The organism is Nonomuraea fastidiosa (genome assembly GCF_042751225.1).
Lineage (GTDB): Bacteria > Actinomycetota > Actinomycetes > Streptosporangiales > Streptosporangiaceae > Nonomuraea > Nonomuraea fastidiosa.
Map to the genome: position 1 here is coordinate 4,597,954 of NZ_CP170570.1, position 16,288 is coordinate 4,614,241.

General features: G+C 71.1%; 13 protein-coding genes. 12 read left to right on the top strand and 1 reads right to left on the bottom strand.

Annotation, left to right across the window (positions count from 1 at the left end; genetic code table 11):
• Positions 1-197: 197 nt before the first annotated feature.
• The 5 genes from ACFMQL_RS21420 (at position 198) to ACFMQL_RS21440 (ending at position 6,423) form a co-directional block, all read left to right on the top strand.
• Entirely contained in the window at positions 198-809 is a 612-nt protein-coding gene (locus tag ACFMQL_RS21420; RefSeq protein WP_364060905.1) for an anticodon-binding protein, read from the top strand.
• A gap of 120 nt (positions 810-929) precedes the next feature.
• Positions 930-2,312, top strand: a complete 1,383-nt coding sequence (gene lysA, locus ACFMQL_RS21425) for a diaminopimelate decarboxylase (protein WP_364060908.1) — start codon at positions 930-932, stop codon at positions 2,310-2,312.
• The gene (locus ACFMQL_RS21430; protein WP_364060911.1) at positions 2,309-3,604 is read left to right on the top strand and encodes a homoserine dehydrogenase; all 1,296 of its coding nucleotides are present in this window, start codon (positions 2,309-2,311) and stop codon (positions 3,602-3,604) included. Before lysA ends, ACFMQL_RS21430 begins: the two co-directional genes overlap by 4 nt.
• A 90-nt stretch (positions 3,605-3,694) precedes the next feature.
• On the top strand, positions 3,695-4,786 hold the full coding sequence (locus ACFMQL_RS21435; RefSeq protein ID WP_378786768.1) for a glycosyltransferase family 2 protein: 1,092 nt from the start codon (positions 3,695-3,697) through the stop codon (positions 4,784-4,786).
• Positions 4,783-6,423 carry a glycosyltransferase gene (locus ACFMQL_RS21440; protein WP_378786770.1) on the top strand — a complete coding sequence of 547 codons (1,641 nt, stop codon included), beginning with the start codon at positions 4,783-4,785 and terminating at the stop codon, positions 6,421-6,423. The genes ACFMQL_RS21435 and ACFMQL_RS21440 overlap by 4 nt, the downstream gene beginning before the upstream one ends.
• Positions 6,424-6,693: 270 nt before the next feature.
• On the opposite strand, the gene ACFMQL_RS21445 is transcribed toward ACFMQL_RS21440, so the two are convergent.
• Positions 6,694-8,256 (bottom strand): glycosyltransferase, encoded by a 1,563-nt coding sequence (locus ACFMQL_RS21445; protein ID WP_378786772.1) that lies wholly within the window; start codon positions 8,254-8,256, stop codon positions 6,694-6,696.
• A 211-nt stretch (positions 8,257-8,467) separates the two neighbouring features.
• Here ACFMQL_RS21445 and thrC point away from each other — a divergent pair, with 211 nt between their 5' ends.
• The 7 genes from thrC to ACFMQL_RS21480 all read left to right on the top strand — a co-directional run bounded on the left by thrC (position 8,468) and on the right by ACFMQL_RS21480 (position 16,199).
• Positions 8,468-9,526: a threonine synthase gene (gene thrC, locus ACFMQL_RS21450; protein ID WP_364060923.1), complete on the top strand. Its 1,059-nt coding sequence runs from the start codon at positions 8,468-8,470 to the stop codon at positions 9,524-9,526.
• A 27-nt stretch (positions 9,527-9,553) separates the two neighbouring features.
• On the top strand, positions 9,554-10,474 hold the full coding sequence (thrB, locus tag ACFMQL_RS21455) for a homoserine kinase (RefSeq protein ID WP_364060926.1): 921 nt from the start codon (positions 9,554-9,556) through the stop codon (positions 10,472-10,474).
• A 457-nt stretch (positions 10,475-10,931) separates the two neighbouring features.
• Positions 10,932-12,854, top strand: coding sequence for a transcription termination factor Rho (gene rho / locus ACFMQL_RS21460; protein ID WP_364060929.1), 1,923 nt, complete (start codon positions 10,932-10,934; stop codon positions 12,852-12,854).
• Positions 12,855-13,218: 364 nt separating this feature from the next.
• The gene (rpmE, locus tag ACFMQL_RS21465; RefSeq protein WP_364060932.1) at positions 13,219-13,437 is read left to right on the top strand and encodes a 50S ribosomal protein L31; all 219 of its coding nucleotides are present in this window, start codon (positions 13,219-13,221) and stop codon (positions 13,435-13,437) included.
• Positions 13,438-13,526: 89 nt separating this feature from the next.
• On the top strand, positions 13,527-14,579 hold the full coding sequence (gene prfA / locus ACFMQL_RS21470) for a peptide chain release factor 1 (protein WP_364060935.1): 1,053 nt from the start codon (positions 13,527-13,529) through the stop codon (positions 14,577-14,579).
• Positions 14,576-15,430, top strand: coding sequence for a peptide chain release factor N(5)-glutamine methyltransferase (gene prmC, locus ACFMQL_RS21475; RefSeq protein WP_378786775.1), 855 nt, complete (start codon positions 14,576-14,578; stop codon positions 15,428-15,430). Before prfA ends, prmC begins: the two co-directional genes overlap by 4 nt.
• Positions 15,431-15,551: 121 nt before the next feature.
• The gene (locus ACFMQL_RS21480; protein ID WP_378786777.1) at positions 15,552-16,199 is read left to right on the top strand and encodes an L-threonylcarbamoyladenylate synthase; all 648 of its coding nucleotides are present in this window, start codon (positions 15,552-15,554) and stop codon (positions 16,197-16,199) included.
• Positions 16,200-16,288: the final 89 nt, after the last annotated feature.

Consider the following 16,288-nt stretch of genomic DNA (forward strand, 5'->3'; position numbering starts at 1 on the left):
GCCGCCGTGCCGAGGCGGAACCTCGCCTGGGCGAGGGCTTCGGCGACGACGGCGAGCGCGAGCCACGGACTCCACGCGATGAGCAGCCACGCCCAGATCGATCTCGGCCGCCAAGCCGTCCCCCTTTACCCCGCTTTCCCCTGCAGAGGGAGACGATCCGCCCGCATGCCGCAGTTCCCTCGCGTAAGGTCGTCGCGATGACGCTCGATGAGCTGGCCGCCGCGCTGGGCGAGCCGCCCGTGCCCGACGGCACGTGGGAGCGCGAGTTCGGCTACGTCTCCGCGGCCGCGCTGCGCCGCCGGATGCCGCCCGAGGACCTGGCCGGCAGGGTGCGCGGGATCGACGGCGTGGTCTCCGTCGAGGTGCGGCGGAACGGGTTCCTGCGCATCGTCGTGGACGACCCGTTCGAGCTGGTCGAGGCCGCGCCCGTGCCGTACGAGCCGTCCTGGCCCGACTTTCCCCGCACCTGGGACAACCCGGGCTTCGTCGTGCGCTACGCACGTGCGCGCGCCTGCGCCGTGCTGCGGTGGGCCGCCGATCTCGGGGTGCCGAGGAGCCAGGCGGGCGTGCCAGGCGATCCGGCGCATCGGCAGGTGCTCAGGGTGCTGGCCGAGCTGCCGGGGCGGCGGGGAAGCAGGGATCCGGGGTGGGAGGCGTACCTGCCGCGGCTGGCGCTGGCCTACCACGACGCGCATGAGCGCGCGCCGGCGGTGCCCGTGGGGGACGAGGCGCCCGGGCCCGAGCACGCCGCGAGGGTGCGGGTCGCGGATGTGGTACGGATCGTGCTTCCCGGCCCCGACCGCCTCTGAGCAGAAGATATCCGGTAAAACGGCGAAAAAGAGTAAAAATTACCCTGCCAGAGCTTGATCGCGTCTCGATACGTGGTCACAGGGTCATGGCTTACTTGCGCTTCCGATAGCCTCGATCGGGTGAGTCGATTCGCCCATCCCGCAGGGGACCGGCACGCCGAGATGCTGCCCCAGGAGCGCCCGCCGCAGGCGCCCGCCGACCTCAACCGGATCAACCCCGCGATCTGGCCCCGAACGTCGAGCCGGACCGACGGGGCGCTGACCGTTGGCGGGGTGGACGTACGCGACCTGGCCCGCGAGCACGGCACCCCGCTCTACGTCATCGACGAGGACGACGTGCGCTCGCGCATGCGCGACTACGCCACGGCCTTCGCCGGCTCCGAGGTCCACTACGCAGGCAAGGCGTTCCTGTGCAAGGAGATCGTGCGCTGGCTGATCGACGAGGGCCTCGGCCTCGACGTCGCCAGCAACGGCGAGTTGGCCGTCGCGCTCAGCGTCGGCTTCCCGCCCGAGCGCATCACCATGCACGGCAACAACAAGTCCACCGCCGAGCTGACCAGGGCGCTTGAGGCCGGCGTCGGCATCATCGTCGTCGACTCCTTCGATGAGATCGCCCGCCTCGGCTACCTCGCCGAGCAGCACGGCAAGCGGCCCAAGGTCATGGTCAGGGTCACCACCGGCGTCGAGGCCCACACCCACGAGTTCATCGCCACGGCACACGACGACCAGAAGTTCGGGCTGTCGCTCAGCTCGGGGGCGGCGGCCGAGGCCGTACGCAGGATCCTCGCCCTGCCCCAGCTCCAGCTCGTCGGCCTGCACTCCCACATCGGCTCCCAGATCGTCGACACGGCCGGGTTCGAGGTCGCCGCGCGGCGGCTGGCCGGCCTGCTCGTGCAGATCAAGGAGGAGCACGGCGTCGTGCTGCCCGAGCTCGACCTCGGCGGCGGCTACGGCATCGCGTACGTCGACGACGACGCCGCCCCCGACATCAAGGAGCTGGCCGACGGGCTGCGCGAGATCGTCACCAAGGTCTGCGCCGACGCCGGCCTGCCCGTGCCGCGCCTCACCGTCGAGCCGGGCCGCACCATCGTCGGCCCCGGCGGCATCACGCTCTACGAGGTCGGCACCATCAAGGACGTCGAGGGCCTGCGCACGTACGTGAGCATCGACGGCGGCATGAGCGACAACGTCCGCACCGCGCTCTACGGCGCCGAGTACACCGCCGTGCTGGCCAGCCGCGCAAGCGACGCCCCGCCCATGCTGAGCCGCCTGGTCGGCAAGCACTGCGAGAGCGGCGACATCATCGTGCGCGACTTCCACCTGCCGTCCGACCTCGCGCCGGGCGACCTCATCGCGGTGGCCGCCACCGGCGCCTACTGCCGCTCGCTTGCCAGCAACTACAACTACCTGCCCAGACCCGCCGTGGTGGCCGTCTCGGGCGGCACCTCGCGCGTGATCGTGCGAGGCGAGACCGAAGAAGACCTGTTGAGGGGGCAGCTGTGAAACCGCTGAAGGTGGCTCTGCTGGGCTGCGGCGTCGTCGGCTCCCAGGTCATCAGGCTCATGCACGAGCAGGCCGCCGACCTGGCCGCCCGCGTCGGGGCGCCGCTCGAGCTCGCCGGGGTGGCCGTGCGCAGGCTGGGCCGCAAGCGCGACGTCGAGATCGACCCCGCGCTGCTCACCACCGACGCCGAGTCACTGGTCACCCGCGACGACATCGACATCGTGGTGGAGGTCATCGGCGGCATCGAACCGGCCCGTTCGCTCATCGTCTCCGCCCTGTCCAAGGGCAAGAGCGTGGTCACCGCCAACAAGGCGCTGCTCGCCGAGGACGGCGCCACCCTCCACGAGGCGGCCAGGGCCGGCAACGGCGACCTCTACTTCGAGGCCAGCGTCGCCGGCGCCATCCCGCTGCTGCGCCCGCTGCGCGAGTCGCTGGCCGGCGACCACGTCAAGCGGGTGCTCGGCATCGTCAACGGCACCACCAACTACATCCTCGACAAGATGGACTCCACCGGCGCCTCCTTCACCGACGCGCTGGAGGAGGCCCAGACGCTCGGCTACGCGGAGGCCGACCCGACCGCCGACGTCGAGGGCTTCGACGCCGCCGCCAAGGCCGCCATCCTCGCCTCGCTCGCCTTCCACAGCCGGGTGCGGGCCGAGCAGGTGCACCGCGAGGGCATCACCGAGATCACCGCCACCGACGTCGCCTCCGCCAAGGCCATGGGCTACGTCATCAAGCTGCTGGCCATCTGCGCGCGCTCCGACGACGGCCGCTCGTTCGGCGTGCGGGTGCACCCGGCGATGATCCCGCGGACCCACCCGCTGGCCGGGGTGCGCGAGGCGTACAACGCGGTCTTCGTCGAGGCCGAGTCGGCGGGCCAGCTCATGTTCTACGGCAAGGGCGCGGGCGGCGCCCCCACCGCATCGGCCGTGCTCGGCGACCTGGTGGCCGTGGGCCGCAACCGCCTGGCCGGCACCCGCGGCCCCGAGGAGTCCACCTACGCCGAGCTGACCGTCCACCCCATGGGCGAGACCGTCACGCGCTGCCATGTGGCGCTCGACGTCGCCGACAAGCCGGGCGTGCTGGCCCGGGTGGCCGAGCTGTTCGCCAAGCACGACGTGTCCATCCAGACCGTCCGCCAGGAGGGCCGCGGCGACGACGCCCAGCTCGTCATCGTCACCCACCGCGCCACCGACGCCGCGCTCTCGGCGACCATGGAGGAGCTGCGCGAGCTCGACATCGTCCGCGCGGTGGCCAGTGTGATGCGCGTGGAGGGCGACGACCCGAGCTGAGCCTCCGGAGGGGGAGTAAGCGTCAGATCGCCGTCGAAACGGGCGTAAGGTAGGCGCCGTTCCGTACCCGCGCCCGAGGAGCACCCAGCGATGTCCGAGACCCCCTGTGGCTTCGCGCGTACGCCGGAGAAGGGGCTGGCCCGCCTCCATTGGGCCGCCGGTGACGGCGGCGCGAGCGGCGAGTGGGCGGTCGACGGCGGGCCGCCCGACGTGCCCGCCCTGCGCCCGCTGCGCGGCCTGGAGGTCGAGTGGCCGGACGAGCAGGTGCCGCTCGACGGGCTGATGCGGCTGGCCGCCGCCGGTGTGCCGCTGACCGCCGCGTCCGCGCCCGCGTGGGTGCCCGCCGACCTGGCCGCGCTGCTCACCGACCGCGACTGGCTCGCACACCCGGCCGACGGCACCGCGCGCTCGCTGGCCGACCTGCGGCGCGAGGAGCACAGCGTACGCCTGCGCCGTCTGGCGCACCCGACGCCCGCTCCCCACGTCAGCATCGTCATGGCGACCAAGCGGCCCGCGCTGGTGGGCGCCGCGCTGGCGCAGATGGAGCGGCAGCGCGACGTCACCGCGGAGGTGGTGCTCGGCCTGCACGGGGTGGCCTTCGACGAGGTGCGCGAGGCGGTCGAGTCCTGCTCGCTGCCCGTGCGCTGGGTGGAGGTGGACGCCTCGGTGCCGTTCGGTGAAGTGCTCAACCGGGCGGCGGCCAAGGCCGAGGGCGACCATCTGGCGAAGTGGGACGACGACGACTGGTACGGCCCCCGCCACCTGGCCGATCTGTTCATGGCGATGACGTACGCGAAGGCCGACGTGGTGGGCACCACGGCCGAGTTCTTCTACCTTGAGCCGCTGGAGGCGACCATCAGGCGCACGACGTTCGCGAGCGGGGCGAGCTATCCGAGCGAGGTCTACTCCGATCACGTGGCGGGCGGCACGATCATGGTGTCTCGGTCGAAATTTCATGACATAGGCGGATTCCCTGCGTTGCCACGGGCCGTCGATCTCGAATTTCTCAAGAAGGCCAAGAGCGCGGACGCCACCATCTACCGCACCCACGGCCTCGGCTACATGCTGCGCCGCGGGCTCAGCCGCGACCACACCTGGCAGCTCCCGCTGGCCCACTTCGTCAAGGTGGCCGCCAACCAGTGGCGGGGCTTCCGCCCGAGCCTGCTGATGGAAGCCGCGTGATCCCCCGCGTACGCGGCAACGACTACCGCGTCCTCACCCTCGACGAACCGCTCGACCCGCGGCTCACGGTCAGCGTCGTCGTGCCCGCCTACGGCGGCCAGGACAAGCTCGACCTGGTGCTCGCCGCCCTCGCCAGGCAGACCTACCCGGGCACGCTCACCGAGGTCATCGTCGTCGACAACGGCAGCGAGCCGCCGCTGCGCCTGCCCGGTGAGCGGCCCGAGCTGACCAGGATCGTGCGCTGCGAACGCCCCGGACGCGCCGCCGCCCGCAACGCCGGCCTCGCCGCCGCCACCGGCGAGGTGATCCACTGGCTCGACTCCGATGTGCTGCTCACCCCCGGCGCGCTCGAGGCGCACATGCGCTGGCACCACGCCGCTCCCTACCTCTCCGTCACCGGCTACCTGCGCTTCACCGAGGCCCCCGTGCCCGCCGAGCTGCCCGACGACCTCGAAGCGGCCTTCGAACCCGCCGAGCCGCACTCCTGGCTGGTCGACCTCGTCGAGCGCACCGACGGGCTCACCGACAACCCGCAGCGCCCGTTCAGCCTCCACGTGGGCGGCGCGACCTCGGTCAACGCCGCGCTCATCAAGGCCGCCGGGCCGATGGACGACGACCTGGTGCTCGGCCAGGACACCGAGATGGGCTACCGGCTGTGGCAGGCGGGCGCGGTCTTCGTGCCCGAGCCGGCCGCCCGTGCCTACCACATCGGGCCGACCATGCGGATGCGCGACAAGGCGCCCATCGACCGGGTGAGCCACGCGTTCGTCGCCGACCGCATCCCCGCCTACCGGTGGCTGCGCGGGCATCCCGGACGGCAGTGGAAGGTGCCGTACGTCACCGCCGTCGTCGAGGCCGCGCCCGGCTACGACGAGGTGCGCGCCACCGTGGACGCGCTGCTCGCCGGCACGGTGCCCGACGTGTCCGTGCTGCTCGTCGGCCCCTGGGACACTCTCGAACGCGACCGCCGCGCGCCGCTCAAGGATCCGTCGCTCGACCTGGTGCTCATCGAGGGCCACTACCGGCACGAGGGCCGGGTACGCCTGGTCACCGCCGCCGAGGCCGACCCCGCCGTGCCGTACACGCTGCGCCTGCCCGCCGGGTGGATCCCCGGCGACGACACCCTCGCCCGGCTGCTCGACCTCGCCCGCGCGCAGGGGCTCGGGCTGGTGAACGTGCTGCTCGACGAGTCCGCCGACGGCGTCGTCGCGGCCCGGCTCGAACGCACCTCCGCCTTCGCCAGGGCCCGCATCGTCGCCGAGGCGGGCGAGAACCTCGACGACGTGGTGGACGACGTCGCGGGCGTGCTCTGGGTCGACGGGGCCGCCTACGGCTTCGCCGCCGAGGCCGAGCCGCCGCAGGGGCGGCGCGGCGCGTACAAGGAACGCAAGGCCGCGCTGGACGAGGCGGCCAGGCTGCGCAAGGAGACCGAGCGGCTGCGGACGCAGGTGGCCAAGTGGCGCGACGAGGCCGGTAACTGGCGCAAGTCGGCCGTGGAGCTGCGGCGCGAGGTCGGCACGCTGCGGCGGGAGATCGGCACGTTGCGCCGCCGCATCGCCGCCGCCGACCGCGCCCAGAAGAACCTGCGCTCGATCGTCTCGACGACGTTCCGACGCGCGCTGCGCCGCAAACGCTGACCGCCGTCACCCGGGACGGGCCGAGGTCGTGGCTTCGGCCCCGTCCGGCGGCTTCGTTCGCCCCGCTAACCACGGCCCCGCTAACCACGGCCCTGCTGTCCACGGCCCTGCTGTCTACGGCCCTGCCCGTCGCGGTGCCGCCGACGACCTCACCCGCCCAGCGGCACCTTCGGCCCCTGAAGGCGGCCACCCGCCGGCGCGCGCACGCAGCGATGTCCGCGCGGCGCGCTCCCCACACCTGGCGGGTCGGTGCCCTTCCAGCGGGCGGAGTCAGTTGTTGCGGAGGGCCGACTTGATGCGGCGCAGCAGGCGCTTCTGCGGCGGCGCGCTCGGAGTCTGCGCGGCGGCCTTCGGCGCGGCAGACGGGGCTGCGGCACCCTGACCGGGCCGCTTCGGCTGCCCGGACTGCTGCGCCTGGCCGGTTTGCTTCTGCTGCTCGGGCTGTTTCGGCTGGTCGGGCTGTTTGGGAGCGGGCCAGAAGCGGTCGGGCGGCTCGTGCCGTACGCCGTGCGTGACGTCGATGATCTTGTCGACGTCGTCCACGCCGCTCAGGTCGGTCACGCCGTCCGCACCGTCCACGACCGCGCCCGCGCCGGTGAGCAGCAGCGCGCGGCCGAGCGCGGAGGTGCGTTCCAGCCGGGCCGTACGCCCGTCGGGCAGGTCCACGACCAGCACCCCGGTCAGGTCCTTCTGCACCGACTCGATCATCCGCTCCAGCGTCACCCGGTGCAGCGGCACGTCCACCGGCCCCCGGTAGCGGAACGGGATCGGCGCGGGCGAAGGCGCGGCCTCGTCGATGAGCCTGATGCGTTCGTCGTGCGCGAACAGATCCCGCAGCAGCCGCAGGTCGAAGTCCGGGTCCGACAGCGAGTGACGCCCGCCGGCCAGCCGCGACCACGGCCCGACCAGCGTCACCACGACGTCCTGCAGCTTGCCGTCCAGCGCGGCGGACACCGCCTGCCGCACCTCCTGCTCTGACGCGCCCGCGATGTCGTACACGATCTCCACGTACGGCACCAGCCACCGCCGCCCGGGCTCCTTGCGCAGGTCGCGGCGGAGCGGGATGCGGTGCGCCAGGTACGGCTCCACCGCCCGCACCGCGCGCTCCCTGTCGCGGTGCTGCGACGGCAGCCCCAGATGCACGGCCTGGGCGTCCATGTCGGGGATGAAGACCACGCCGTGCATGGCCAGCCGGTAGGAGAACTCGGTGTCCTCGCCCCTGGCGACCGTCGGATCGAGACCGCCCACGGCGTGGAAGACCTCCCTGGGAAGGGCGAAGGTCGGCCCGGTGCACACGTGGTACGGATTGCGGCTCTTGCGCAGACCGTCGGTCTTGGCGATCGTGGCCTCCGTTGAGCTGGCCACCGCCGTCTCCAGGTCGAACAGCTCTCCCAGGTGTCCCGCCCGGAAGACCTGCTCAGGGGTGACGGGAGGCGCGTCCACGAACTTCTTCATGCCGATCGTGACCAGGTAGTCGGTCACGTGATGCCAGCGCGCCAGCGCCTCGATGTGCTCCTTGCAGGCCACCATGTCGGAGTCGAGCCGCTGGATGATCTCGCCGTCGGCGGCCTTGACCCCGGTGTTGACCGCGTTGGAGATGCCCCAGCCGTCGCGCACCCGTACCAGGCGGGTGTTGAACGGGCGGATCTCGGGCAGGCGGATGGGCGGGTCGCTGCCGTCGTCGACGACCAGCACCTCCATGAGGTGCTCCGGATACGTCTGGGCCGCCAGCGCCGCCAGCGTCAGGTCGAGCTTGTCCTGCCCTCCGCGCGCGGGAACGACCACGCTGACGGAAAGGGCGGGTGACCAGGCGCCGAGCCGCGGTGCGGACACCGGTGAATAGTCGTTCTGCCTCAGAGCAGGACGCGCGTTCATGGTCGTTGACCCCCTGGCCGAGACCTTATCGGGAGATGCTGAGTATTTCCTGAATAGTGCGACTGTCCAATGCAGAAGTGCGGCGGGTGTCCGACCCGTGGACGCCGCTCCGCGACCGTCCCCGGCACCCCGTACACTCTGTGCCCAACAGCGCAGGTAGGGAGTCACTATGAGCAGGTCATGGCGTGGCCTCATCGAGGAGTACCGCGAGCGTCTTCCGGTCACCGCGAAGACCCCCGTCATCACGCTGCTCGAAGGCGGCACGCCGCTGGTGCCCGCACATCGCGTCTCCGCGCTCACCGGGTGCGAGGTCTACCTGAAGGTCGAGGGGGCCAACCCGACGGGCAGCTTCAAGGACCGCGGCATGACGATGGCCATCAGCAAGGCCGTCGAAGAGGGGGCCAAGGCCGTCATCTGCGCCTCCACCGGCAACACCTCCGCCTCGGCCGCCGCCTACGCCGTGCGCGCCGGGCTGACCTGCGCCGTGCTGGTGCCGCGGGGGAAGATCGCCATGGGCAAGCTGGCCCAGGCGCTCGTGCACGGCGCCACGCTGCTGCAGGTCGAGGGGTCGTTCGACGACTGCCTTGAGATGACGCGCAAGCTGTCGTCCGAATATCCGATCGCGCTGGTCAACTCCGTCAACCCGTTCCGGCTCCAGGGCCAGAAGACCGCCGCGTTCGAGATCGTCGACGCGCTCGGCGACGCCCCCGACATCCACTGCATCCCCGTCGGCAACGCCGGCAACATCTCGGCCTACTGGATGGGCTACTGCGAATACGCCGAGGACGGGGTGGCCACCAAGCGTCCGCGCATGTTCGGCTTCCAGGCCAGCGGCGCCGCGCCGATCGTGCACGGCGCGCCCGTGTCCCACCCCCACACCATCGCCACCGCCATCCGCATCGGCAACCCGGCGTCCTGGTCGCTGGCCACGGCGGCCCGCGACGAGTCGGGCGGCGTCATCCAGGCGGTGACCGACCGGCAGATCGCGGCGGCGTACAAGCTGCTGGCGCAGGAAGAGGGCGTGTTCGTCGAGCTCGCTTCCGCCGCGAGCGTAGCGGGGTTGCTGCACGCCCACGCGCAGGGCATGGTGGAGGCGGGGCAGCGCATCGTCTGCACGGTTACCGGTAACGGGCTCAAAGACCCGGACTGGGCGATCTCGGGGGCGCCCGCGCCGGTGGTCATCCCCATCGACGTCCACGCCGCCGCGGCGGCGCTCAACCTCGCCTGACGGGGGAGTACGAGGAAAAGTGAACGAATGAGGACCGTTGACATCCGCGTGCCCGCGACGTCGGCCAACCTGGGGCCGGGTTACGACGCGCTCGGGCTCGCGCTGAGCCTCCACGACGAGGTCACGGCCACGCTCACCGGGGAGCGCGGCGTCCACGTCGTCGTGGAGGGCGAGGGGGCGGGGGAGGTCGACACCGGCGAGGGGCATCTGGTCGTCAAGGCCATGCGGGTGGCGTTCGACCGCATGGGAGTGCCTCAGCCGGAGGGCATACGCCTGCACTGCCGTAACCGCATCCCGCACGCACGGGGGCTCGGGTCGTCGTCGGCGGCGGTGTGCGCCGGCATTCTCGCCGCGCGCGCCCTGGCAGGTCCCGACCTGCCGCAGACCGCATTGAGCGACGACGACGTCTACGCGCTGGCCACGGAGATGGAAGGGCATCCCGACAATGTGGCGCCCTGTCTTTCCGGTGGGCTGACCGTCGCGTGGTCCGACCACACCGGGCGGCCGCATAGGCTGAAATTGGTCCCCGACCAGCGCATCCGTCCGGTGGTCTGCGTCCCTTCGACGCGGCTGTCCACGGAGGCCGCACGGGGGCTGCTGCCGAAGGACGTGCCCCACGAGGACGCCTCCTTCAACGCCGGCCGGGCCGCGCTGCTGATCGCCGCGCTGACCCAGCGGCCAGAGCGCGGGCTGTTGCTCGCCGCCACAGAAGATCGGCTCCATCAGCAATACCGCGCGCCTGCCATGCGGCAGAGCGCGGATCTGGTAGAACGTCTCCGTGCAGTGGGCGTGCCTGCGGTCGTTTCGGGAGCGGGTCCCACGGTCCTTGCGTTTTCGTCATCGGATTCGCAGGATTTGATCGCGCCAGAAGTGGGTAATGACTGGCACATCCAGCAAATGGACGTCGACCCGGTCGGTGCGAACGTTCAGTTCCCCGAGACACGCTGAAACCTCTTTAGACCTTCAGGGAATAGCCGTGTGCGCTGGTGATGTTAGGCTGATAGCCGCACCAGATGCCCCCTTGGTGGGTGCGTGCTTGTCAGCCATACATCGCTGCATCATGCTTCACGTCGCGAGGCGTGGGCAGCGCGGCTGTCTCCCCGGAATCCGTTGCCTCCGGTTGGCCCACACCCGGTTGGCGCAACGCGAGGTGGCGACGACGGGGACCTGCGCGTTCGAATCATCTCGACATCTGGTTGGCGACAGCAATCTGGGGGGTGTCAGTCACGCGCCAAGGGCCATCGGCGGCGTTGACGAACCCCTCCCCAAGAGTGGCGGCCGTCTCAAGCGACAGCCGAAGATCGCAGAGTGCACCCCGACCCGGTCTGTCCCGCCGGATCGCAAGCACCTCCGGGACGCCCGGAAGAACAAATCCGGCGCCCGACCCCTGGGAAGGACCTTTTAGTTGAGCGACACCACCGAACTCCTCTCCGACGCATCAGGCGCTGAGCCGGCGTCCGGCGACACCCCCACCCGCGCAGCGGCCAAGCCGCGTGCGCGTCGCTCCGGCACCGGCCTGTCCGCCAAGGTGCTGCCCGAGCTGCAGAAGATCGCAGCGGAGCTGGGCATCAGCGGGACCGGGCGCATGCGGAAGAGCCAGCTCATCGCGGCCATCCAGGAGAAGCAGGGTGGCGGTTCCGGAGAAGGCGCAGCGCAGGCCGCGACGGTGGCCGAGGCCCCCGCGGCCGCTCCTGCGGAGGCGCCCGCGGCCGAGCGACCCACCCGTACGCGCAGGGAACGTTCCCGCGCCAAGACCACCACGGAAGAACCCGCGCAGCAGCCCGCCGCAGCCGCGCCCGAGCCCGCGGCCAGCGCGCCGGAGCCGGTCGCCGCGGCCCCGGCGGAGCCCGTCGTGGAGCAGCAGTCGCAGCCCACCGAGGCCGGCCAGGGCGAGTCGCGCTCCGAGCGCGGCGAGAGCCGTCGCGAGCGCCGCAGCCGCGGTGAGCGCCGCGAGCGGGGCGGCGACCGTAACGGTGAGCGCAGCAGCGAGGGAGGCCGCGATGGGGGTCGCGGCGACCAGCGCGAGCGCGCCGCCGCGGCCGAGTCCGGCAGCCGTTCCGAGCAGCGCACCGAGCAGCGCGGCGAGGAGGAAGAGCGCAGCGGGCGCAGCCGCAGGGGACGTTTCAGGGAGCGCAACCGCGGACGCGGCCGCGACCGCTACGACAGCGGCGAGCCCGTCATCAACGAGGACGACGTCCTCATCCCGATCGCCGGCATCCTCGACATCCTCGACAACTACGCGTTCGTCAGGACGAGCGGCTACCTGCCCGGCAGCAACGACGTCTACGTCTCGCTCTCCCAGATCCGCCGCCACGGCCTGCGCAAGGGCGACGTCATCACCGGCGCCGTGCGCCAGCCGCGCGAGGGCGAGCGCCGCGAGAAGTTCAACGCCCTGGTCCGCCTCGACACCGTCAACGGCATGGACCCGGAGCAGGCCCGCAACCGGCCCGACTTCAACAAGCTGACGCCGCTCTACCCGCAGGAGCGCCTGCGCCTGGAGACCGAGCCCAACGTCCTCACCACGAGGATCATCGACCTGGTCTCGCCCATCGGCAAGGGCCAGCGCGGCCTCATCGTCTCGCCGCCCAAGGCCGGTAAGACGATGGTGCTGCAGGCGATCGCCAACGCGATCACCCGCAACAACCCCGAGTGCCACCTCATGGTCGTGCTCGTGGACGAGCGGCCTGAAGAGGTCACCGACATGCAGCGGTCGGTCAAGGGCGAGGTCATCCACTCGACCTTCGACCGTCCCGCCGAAGACCACACCACGGTCGCCGAGCTCGCCATCGAGCGGGCCAAGCGCCTGGTGGAGCTGGGCCACGACGTCGTCGTCCTGCTCGACTCGATCACCCGGCTCGGCCGCGCCTACAACCTCGCGGCCCCCGCGTCCGGGCGCATCCTGTCGGGTGGTGTCGACTCCACGGCGCTCTACCCGCCCAAGCGCTTCTTCGGCGCCGCCCGCAACATCGAGAACGGCGGCTCGCTGACGATCCTCGCCACGGCCCTGGTCGAGACCGGGTCGAAGATGGACGAGGTCATCTTCGAAGAGTTCAAGGGCACCGGCAACATGGAGCTCAAGCTCAACCGGTCCCTGGCCGACAAGCGCATCTTCCCCGCGGTCGACGTCGACGCGTCCGGCACGCGTAAGGAAGAGATCCTCATGGCCAAGGAGGAGCTGCAGATCGTCTGGAAGCTGCGCAGGGTGCTGCACGCGCTCGACATGCAGCAGGCGCTGGAGCTGCTCCTGGAGAAGATGAAGGAGACCAAGTCCAACGCGGAGTTCCTCCTGCAGGTCCAGACGACCACGGTGAGCAACGACCGCGGCTAGCGCGCGCGTCGTGAGGGGTGGCGGGCCATCCGCCACCCCTCACGCGTGTCCGAGATCGGCCCGCACGTGATCTCGCTTGCGGCCCGCACGGTCGGTCCGCAGGTGATCCCGCTTCCGGCCCCGCACGGCCGGGGTCGCACGTGCTTCCGCAGCCGGTTTCCGTACGTTCCCGCTGCCGGCCCGAGCGTGGCGCCGCGCCCGGACCTCGTGCGCTTCCCGCGCGGCCCCTTGATCAGGGGAGCGGGGAATGCGCGATGGCCTGGGATGGTTTCACGATCTGGCACACTGGTAGCTGACCATTTCGCGGCTCCGGTTCACGCCATGCGTGAAGGCGACCCGGCGGCCGCACCCCGAAAGGACAGCAATGAAGCCCGACATCCACCCTGACTACCACGTGACGCAGGTCTCCTGCTCCTGCGGCAACACCTTCGTCACCCGCAGCACGGCGAAGAACGGCGTGATCCACGCCGACGTGTGCTCGGCCTGCCACCCGTTCTACACGGGCAAGCAGAAGATCCTCGACACCGGCGGCCGGGTGGCCCGTTTCGAGCAGCGCTTCGGCAAGAAGTCCACGGGCAAGTAGCTCCACGTACGCCGGCCCGGACGCACACGCGTGCGCCGGGTCGGCGTTGTTGGTGAAGAGCCCGAACCTCGAAACACAAAGGACCCGCGGTGAACCTCGACGAGTTGCTCAAGGAGTATTCCGAGCTGGAGTCGCAGCTCGCCGACCCCGCCGTGCACGCCGATCAGCAGAAGGCCCGCACGCTTGGCAAGCGCTACTCCCAGCTCACTCCCATCATCGCCACCTACCGCGAGCTCGAGTCGGTCCGCGAAGACCTGACGGCCGCCAAGGAGCTGGCCGGCGAGGACGAAGCGTTCGCGGCCGAGGCCGCCGAGCTCGAAGCGCGCATCCCGCAGCTCGAAGAGCGGCTGCGCCACCTGCTCATCCCGCGCGATCCCAACGATGACAAGGACATCATCATGGAGATCAAGGCGGGCGAGGGCGGCGAGGAGTCCGCGCTGTTCGCCGGCGACCTGCTGCGGATGTACCTCCGCTACGCCGAGCGGCTCGGCTGGAAGACCGAGATCATCGACGCCCAGCCGTCCGACCTCGGCGGCTACAAAGACGTCACGGTCGGCATCCGCGCCAAGGGCGAAGAGGGCGTGTGGTCCCGGCTGAAGTACGAAGGCGGCGTCCACCGCGTGCAGAGGGTGCCCGTCACCGAGTCACAGGGCCGCATCCACACCAGCGCGGCGGGCGTGCTCGTCTACCCGGAGGCGGAGGAGGTCGACGTCCAGATCGACCCCAACGATCTGCGCATCGACGTCTATCGCTCCAGCGGTCCCGGCGGCCAGAGCGTCAACACCACCGACTCCGCGGTCCGCATCACCCACATCCCCACCGGCGTCGTCGTCTCCTGCCAGAACGAGAAGAGCCAGCTCCAGAACAAGGAGTCGGCCATGCGCATCCTGCGCGCCCGGCTGCTCGCCATGGCGCAGGAGGAAGCGGAGGCCGCCGCCCAGGCGGAGCGCAAGTCGCAGGTCCGCACCGTCGACCGCTCCGAGCGTGTCCGCACGTACAACTTCCCGGAAAACCGCATCTCCGACCACCGCGTCGGCTTCAAGGCGTATAACCTCGACCAGGTTCTCGACGGCGAGCTCCACGCCGTCACCCAGGCCCTCATCGACGCCGAGATGGCGGAGAAGCTCGCACAACACTCATGACACTGCTGCTGGACGAGATCGCGCTCGCCACCGCCCGGCTCGCCGAGGCAGGCGTTCCTTCGCCGCGCACCGACGCAGAGGAGATCGCGGCATTCGTCCACGGTGTGCGCAGAAGCGAGCTGCACACCGTCAAAGACTCCGACTTCGACGCGCTGTTCTGGGAGGGCATCGCCAGGCGCGAGGCCCGCGAGCCCCTGCAGCACATCACCGGCCACGCCTACTTCCGCTACCTGGAGCTGGCCGTCGGCCCCGGTGTGTTCGTGCCGCGGCCGGAGACCGAGGTGATGGTCGGCTGGGCCATCGAGACGCTGCGCGCCATGGACGTCACCGCGCCCCTCGTCGTCGACCTCGGCACCGGATCCGGCGCCATCGCGCTGTCCATCGCCCAGGAGGTGGCGCTGGCCGAGGTGCACGCCGTGGAGGTCGACCCCGAGGCGTACACGTGGGCCAAGCGCAACATCTCCGAGCTCGGCCAGGGGCGCACCCACCTGCACCCCGAAGACCTCGCCGAGGCGCTGCCCGAGCTCAACGGCAAGGTGGACCTCGTCATCTCCAACCCGCCCTACATCCCGCCGGGCTCCATCCCGCGCGACCCCGAGGTGCGCGACTACGACCCCTCCAGAGCCCTCTACGGCTCAGGTGAGGACGGGCTCGGCGAGGTGCGCGCCGTCGAGCGCACCGCGCGCCTGCTGCTGCGGCCCGGCGGCTGGGTCGCCGTCGAGCACGCCGACGAGCAGGGCAGGGCCGTCTACCTGACGTTCCCCGAGGATCACGGCTGGCGCGACGTCCGCCTGCGGCAGGACCTCACCAGACGAGACCGCTTCGTCACGGCCAGGCTGGGCCAGGACTAGGATGCAGGCGAAACGGCGCTGCCTGCTCCTGACCGCCGGGGTGCCGCGGCGACCGTACGTGGAGGAAGGAGGGCGCCTCGTCAGCGCCGTTCACCGCTGAGCGGAGCGAGGCTTACCAACCGTGGGACGACGTTTTGACTGCTCCGACCCCGACCAGCGGCAGATCGGGCTGATGGAGGCCGCGGCCGCCGTACGCCGTGGCGACCTGCTGGTGCTGCCCACCGACACCGTCTACGGCATCGGCGCCGACGCCTTCACGCCGGAGGCGGTCGCCAAGCTGCTCGAGGCCAAGGGGCGCGGGCGTGACATGCCGCCGCCGGTGCTGGTCGGCACCGTGCGCGCCGCCACCGCACTCGTCGATGACCTGGGGCCGTACGGGCAGGACCTCATCGACGCCTTCTGGCCGGGGCCGCTGACGCTCATCTGCAAGGCCAACAGGGCGCTGTCGTGGGACCTGGGCGACACGAAGGGGACGGTCGCCGTACGCATGCCGCTCCACCCCGTCGCGCTCGACCTGCTCAAGGAGACCGGGCCCATGGCCGTCTCCAGCGCCAACCGGTCGGGCTCGCCCGCCGCCACCACCGTCGCCGAGGCCGAAGAGCAGCTCGGCGACGCCGTCGAGGTCTATCTCGACGGCGGCAAGAGCACCGACAACACCCCGTCCACCATCCTCGACCTCACCACCGCCGTCCCCCGCCTGTTGCGGCGCGGGGCCATCCCGGTGGAGAAGCTGCGCGGCATCATCGGTTACGTCGCCACCGACGATTAGGTCGTATACCCGCTGCTTATTCCGGCTGCCAAGCCGCTCTCGCCGTGGTTACGTGAGGCGCGGAGCGGCTAGACGTCGGGGAGTGGCGC

Coding starts and splice junctions, on each gene's coding strand:
- thrB (WP_364060926.1), top strand. CDS start 9,554: ATGAGGACCGTTGACATCCGCGTGCCCGCGACGTCGGCCAACCTGGGG.
- prmC (WP_378786775.1), top strand. CDS start 14,576: ATGACACTGCTGCTGGACGAGATCGCGCTCGCCACCGCCCGGCTCGCC.
- ACFMQL_RS21435 (WP_378786768.1), top strand. CDS start 3,695: ATGTCCGAGACCCCCTGTGGCTTCGCGCGTACGCCGGAGAAGGGGCTG.
- rpmE (WP_364060932.1), top strand. CDS start 13,219: ATGAAGCCCGACATCCACCCTGACTACCACGTGACGCAGGTCTCCTGC.
- thrC (WP_364060923.1), top strand. CDS start 8,468: ATGAGCAGGTCATGGCGTGGCCTCATCGAGGAGTACCGCGAGCGTCTT.
- ACFMQL_RS21420 (WP_364060905.1), top strand. CDS start 198: ATGACGCTCGATGAGCTGGCCGCCGCGCTGGGCGAGCCGCCCGTGCCC.